General features: G+C 65.5%; 8 protein-coding genes. 4 read left to right on the top strand and 4 right to left on the bottom strand.

All coding sequences use genetic code 11. The annotated features are described in order from the left end of the window. The 3 genes from BMY89_RS29715 to BMY89_RS29710 form a co-directional block, all read left to right on the top strand. On the top strand, positions 1-339 hold a 339-nt coding region (locus BMY89_RS29715), incomplete at its 5' end, for a hypothetical protein (protein ID WP_232521628.1). Positions 340-617: 278 nt separating this feature from the next. Beyond that, a complete protein-coding gene (locus BMY89_RS30210) occupies positions 618-914 on the top strand; it encodes a hypothetical protein (protein WP_139218052.1) in 297 nt (98 codons plus the stop codon). A gap of 142 nt (positions 915-1,056) precedes the next feature. Beyond that, positions 1,057-1,404 (top strand): hypothetical protein, encoded by a 348-nt coding sequence (locus BMY89_RS29710; RefSeq protein WP_092383838.1) that lies wholly within the window; start codon positions 1,057-1,059, stop codon positions 1,402-1,404. A 218-nt stretch (positions 1,405-1,622) separates the two neighbouring features. On the opposite strand, the gene BMY89_RS29705 is transcribed toward BMY89_RS29710, so the two are convergent. Next, positions 1,623-2,024, bottom strand: a complete 402-nt coding sequence (locus BMY89_RS29705; RefSeq protein ID WP_139218051.1) for a hypothetical protein — start codon at positions 2,022-2,024, stop codon at positions 1,623-1,625. 161 nt (positions 2,025-2,185) lie between these two features. Here BMY89_RS29705 and BMY89_RS29700 point away from each other — a divergent pair, with 161 nt between their 5' ends. Then, positions 2,186-2,404 carry a hypothetical protein gene (locus BMY89_RS29700; protein WP_092383832.1) on the top strand — a complete coding sequence of 73 codons (219 nt, stop codon included), beginning with the start codon at positions 2,186-2,188 and terminating at the stop codon, positions 2,402-2,404. 151 nt (positions 2,405-2,555) lie between these two features. Here the strand turns inward: BMY89_RS29700 and BMY89_RS29695 are convergent, their stop codons facing one another. The 3 genes from BMY89_RS29695 to BMY89_RS29685 form a co-directional block, all read right to left on the bottom strand. Next, positions 2,556-2,735 carry a phosphotransferase-like protein gene (locus BMY89_RS29695; protein WP_198414189.1) on the bottom strand — a complete coding sequence of 60 codons (180 nt, stop codon included), beginning with the start codon at positions 2,733-2,735 and terminating at the stop codon, positions 2,556-2,558. Between the two features lie 48 nt (positions 2,736-2,783). Then, the gene (locus BMY89_RS29690; protein WP_092383829.1) at positions 2,784-3,152 is read right to left on the bottom strand and encodes a cyclic-phosphate processing receiver domain-containing protein; all 369 of its coding nucleotides are present in this window, start codon (positions 3,150-3,152) and stop codon (positions 2,784-2,786) included. 149 nt (positions 3,153-3,301) lie between these two features. Further along, positions 3,302-3,832 (bottom strand): GNAT family N-acetyltransferase, encoded by a 531-nt coding sequence (locus BMY89_RS29685; RefSeq protein WP_092383826.1) that lies wholly within the window; start codon positions 3,830-3,832, stop codon positions 3,302-3,304. Positions 3,833-3,937: the final 105 nt, after the last annotated feature.

The raw sequence follows: 3,937 nt of genomic DNA, 5'->3' as shown, positions 1-3,937 counted from the left end.
CCCGCTACGACAAACTCGCCGTCCGCTACGAAGCCACCATCATCATCGCCACCATCGACACCTGGCTACGCAGCCACTTATGAAACACGCCCTAAGCTCACCAGGGATCAGGCGCTCGTGCTGTCCGACTGGCTTGATCGGATGATGGGTACGTCCACGTTTGACGACCTGGTGAACCAGGAGCGTGCAGTCTGGTCGCCGCTATACGCGATCGCGGGAACGTTGGATAGGTCGCTCGCCGAGATCTTCATGCCCAACTACTCCGACCGACTTCACCACGCTCGGGAACGGCTGCTGGACAGACTCGGGGATGTCGGCAGGCCGACCCACGAGCAGTGATCGGATCAAGCCGTCCATGCATCCTCATTTGCCGCCGATCGAGCGTGGCGGTGACCGTCGTGCCGATGATGGCTGTGCGGTTGTTCCGAGTCCCACAACTCCGGGGCGCCCTGCGAAGGGCACCTCTGCGGTGTCATCACCCGCTTACACCGGGCGGCCTTCGGCGGTCCGCCTGCGAGATCGGGACCCGTGCGGCGGCTCCGCTTGCATCATGCGGGAGGGCTCGGATTTCCGTTCGGTGCAGCCGACCGGGTGGGCGGTGCCAGAGGCAGATCCCGGTGGGTGCCGGTAATCCCGGCCGCCCGTTCGTGCGTACCGACCAGGCAGAGCGCGGCGCCGAGCACGGCAATCGCGACGCCAGACCAGACAGCTGCCGGACCGAGGGACGGACCGATTGCAACGCCGACACCGAGCCCGACAAGAACGGCGGCAGTCTTGACCGGCTTGCCCATAACTTCTCCTCGGATGATCCGGACGTTGGCTTGCGGTTTCAGCATGGCGATCGAGTCAACCCGGACCGCCCCCGACAACCCGCCCTGACGCAGGAGCGGCAGCTGGATCAGCCGAGGCCGTAGGCCCTGAGGCGAACAATCGAGTATCCGGATGCCGCGAGGCGTGCGTTACGCAGCGTCCCACCGAGCCGGTGCACGTGCCATCCGGACGTGCCGAGGTGCGGGCACTTGATCACGCCGATGGTGCTGTGGTGTTCTTCGGGCTATGGAAGCTGAGGACGGCCGGCGTATCGTCGCACTCCCGCTGGGGCAGGCGATTGAAATCGCTCGTGTCCTGGAGAGCGTCGTGGTCTCGCTGGACCGGATCGGCTCACGTGAGGCGGGAGGCGAGGCCGACGTCCACACGCTCGGTCGGTTCATGACCGCGTGGTTCGTCGGTCCTCGGCTCTCCAGCGCTCGTACAGCGCTCTGGAATGCGATTGCCCAGGTGATCGGTGAGGAAGCGGTTGAGGAGATCGCAGCATCAACACCCGCGTTCCCCGATCCGGTTCCGCAGGAAGTGCGCACTCTCATCCAAGAGCGGCGGAAGTGGAACGAGGAACAGTCCACCTGACTTCAGGAATGGTGACGGGGTGCCGCCGGCCGCAAGCCCTGTCTCGGTCCCCCAGACGGCCCGCTGACTGCAACGTCCAACGCCTCCACCGCGCGCGAGGCCTTCTCATTTGCTCAAGATCGCGTACACGCATATGGTTCCTCGCCGATCGTGCGTGCTCTCCGCTGTGGCGGGCGTCGCCGTCAGTAGCAGCCGCGGCTCCCGGCGAGGTGCGGACCTTACGATTGCTCTGGCGGCCGTACGTGCGGAGCCAGGCGTTCTCCAGCAGACAGGTTGTCACGCCAGTAGCGGTAGACCAGGCCGGGCACCACCTCAACCAACCCTGCTGTGACGAGACAGGTGAGAAGATCACCCGCGGCCGGTGCATCGACGTCGAACGCAACGATCACAGGTGATTCTTCACCGGCGTGCCGACGCACCAGTGCGCGCTCGTCGCGGGTGGCTTCCCGGAACCAAGGATCCCAGAACTGAGTGGGGCAGGCCATGTATGCGACGTCGGTGAGGACCACCTCGAGATCATGGTGGTAGGTCAGGTCGTGTCCGGCGGCCAACCGAAGCTGGGAGCCGTCGAAGTGCAGCACGTCCCAATCCCACCAAGATCCCTCAGGCAGTTCGATCACACCGCCAATCCTCCCATCGGTGGCCAGTCAATGAATCGAGTCGGCGTCCGGATTTGCCGCCGATGAAGCGCGCCTGAGGTCGGAGTGTCCGTCACTTTGCGTGATATCTATCTGGATCGCGTAACCCGTTCCAGCTTTGGTTGACTCCCTCGCTGGCCCTCGTGGACGTGCGAGAGTCCGAGTTAGCCCTGTATGCCATCGCCGTCGGTGACATCGGCACCGTCTACCGGCTGCGGGATTGCGGATACGAGCAGGGCATCTATTCCGGGTCCGCCGACTTCGGCGTCACCGTCGTCGCCGAGGACCTGAACGAATTCCTGGACGCACTGCTGGCCGCCGTGGCCGCCTTCGCCGTCAACGGCAGCATCACCGACCTCTGAATCAACCTCGCGAGCAATCGGACGACGACTGCAACCCGCACCGTGATCCACGCCTGTCGTTTGAATCAGCGCCCGACTCAACATCGTCTTCTGCCACCGTCCGCGCTCGGCGGGTGTACGACGGTGGCTGCGTAAAGGCAGGTTCAGCCCTTTACAGCCGTGCCGCGATAGTTGTGGCGCACACGATCGACTCGGTGTGGGTGGTGTCGACCTCCACGTCGTACACCACACCCTGGTGCACCAAGTCGGCCTGTACGGCGGCCATCCCGCGGACCCGGTCGCCGCGGGCGATCTCGCGACCGGCGGCGACCCCCGCTCGCGGTGCACGGATCTGCCGCCGTCCGAGTGTGACGGCCGGCCGATGGCGCGTTCGTTTCGATCAGCTCGCCGCAGGGCCGTCGAGATAGCCGACGGCCGTGGAGCCCGACGCGACGCGGACGCGATAGCCCCAGTGCCGGAGGACCTGCGCAATCCTCGCGGCACCGCCAGGGTTGGCGGAGTGAACGTTGACGACGCCGATGTCGAAGCGACGCTCCTCGAACGCGGCCCGTTCCAGGACCTCCACGACCGGCCAGATCGTGTCGTCGCCTCCCAAGTCGTGGTCCAGCCACAACTCGTCCAGCCGCCTGTCCCAGTACCGGCCGAGAAGCTCGACTCCAGCAGCACTCGTCCGGGCCACCTCGACGCTGCGACCGTCCACGAACGAACGCAGATCATTGACCAGAACGACCGATCGGCGGGCATCCACACGACGATCATGCCCCCGCACCCTCTCGATCCACCATCTGATTCGCCGCGATCGGTTCATCACCGAAGTCACGTCGACGTCAGCTGGCAGCGTCCGGACGTGCCGATGTGACGGTGGCGAGCGTGGAGGCGGTCGTGGCGATCTGCCGATCAGTTGGCCATCTTCTCGAAGAGTTCGTTCGGCGTGTCGTAGTACCTCGTCGTCTGGCCGACGTGCGTCATCCCGAGCCGCCGGCAGACGGCCTGGGAGGCTCGGTTGTCCGGATCCGTGACCGCGATGACCCTCGTCAGGCCCCGGCTGAATGCATCGTCCAGGACCGCCGCTGCTGCTTCGGTGGCGTAGCCGTGCCCCCAGGCGTCCGGGTGCAGGTGCCAGCCGATCTCGACATCGGGTGATCCTCCGGCCGGTTCTCCGGCCGACAGAGGGATCGGCTTGAGCAGGAGGTTTCCCACCAACCGGCCGTCCGCCGCTGTGGTGACGGCCCAGATTCCGTGGATCGGATCGTCGATGGCGCACCGGCGTGCGATCGAGGCGAGGGCATCCTCGCGGTTGTTCATGATCGTGGGCTGCGCGCCCAAGAATCGCACGACCGCCCAGCGCGACTCGAGATCCAGAAGGAAGTCGGCGTCCTCATCGCGCCAGGGGCGCAGCAGGAGGCGGTCGCTCGCGATGGTACGCACGCGACCTAATCTAAGGGACGTCTCGTAACTCCGTCGGACGTCCATGATGGATCATTTCGGGGTGCAGGTGATCTCGGCAGCCCGCCCGGAATGGATCTTCCCGTT

The organism is Micromonospora phaseoli, from assembly GCF_900109115.1.
Lineage (GTDB): Bacteria > Actinomycetota > Actinomycetes > Mycobacteriales > Micromonosporaceae > Micromonospora > Micromonospora phaseoli.
This window is presented reverse-complemented; position numbering and strand designations above follow the sequence as displayed.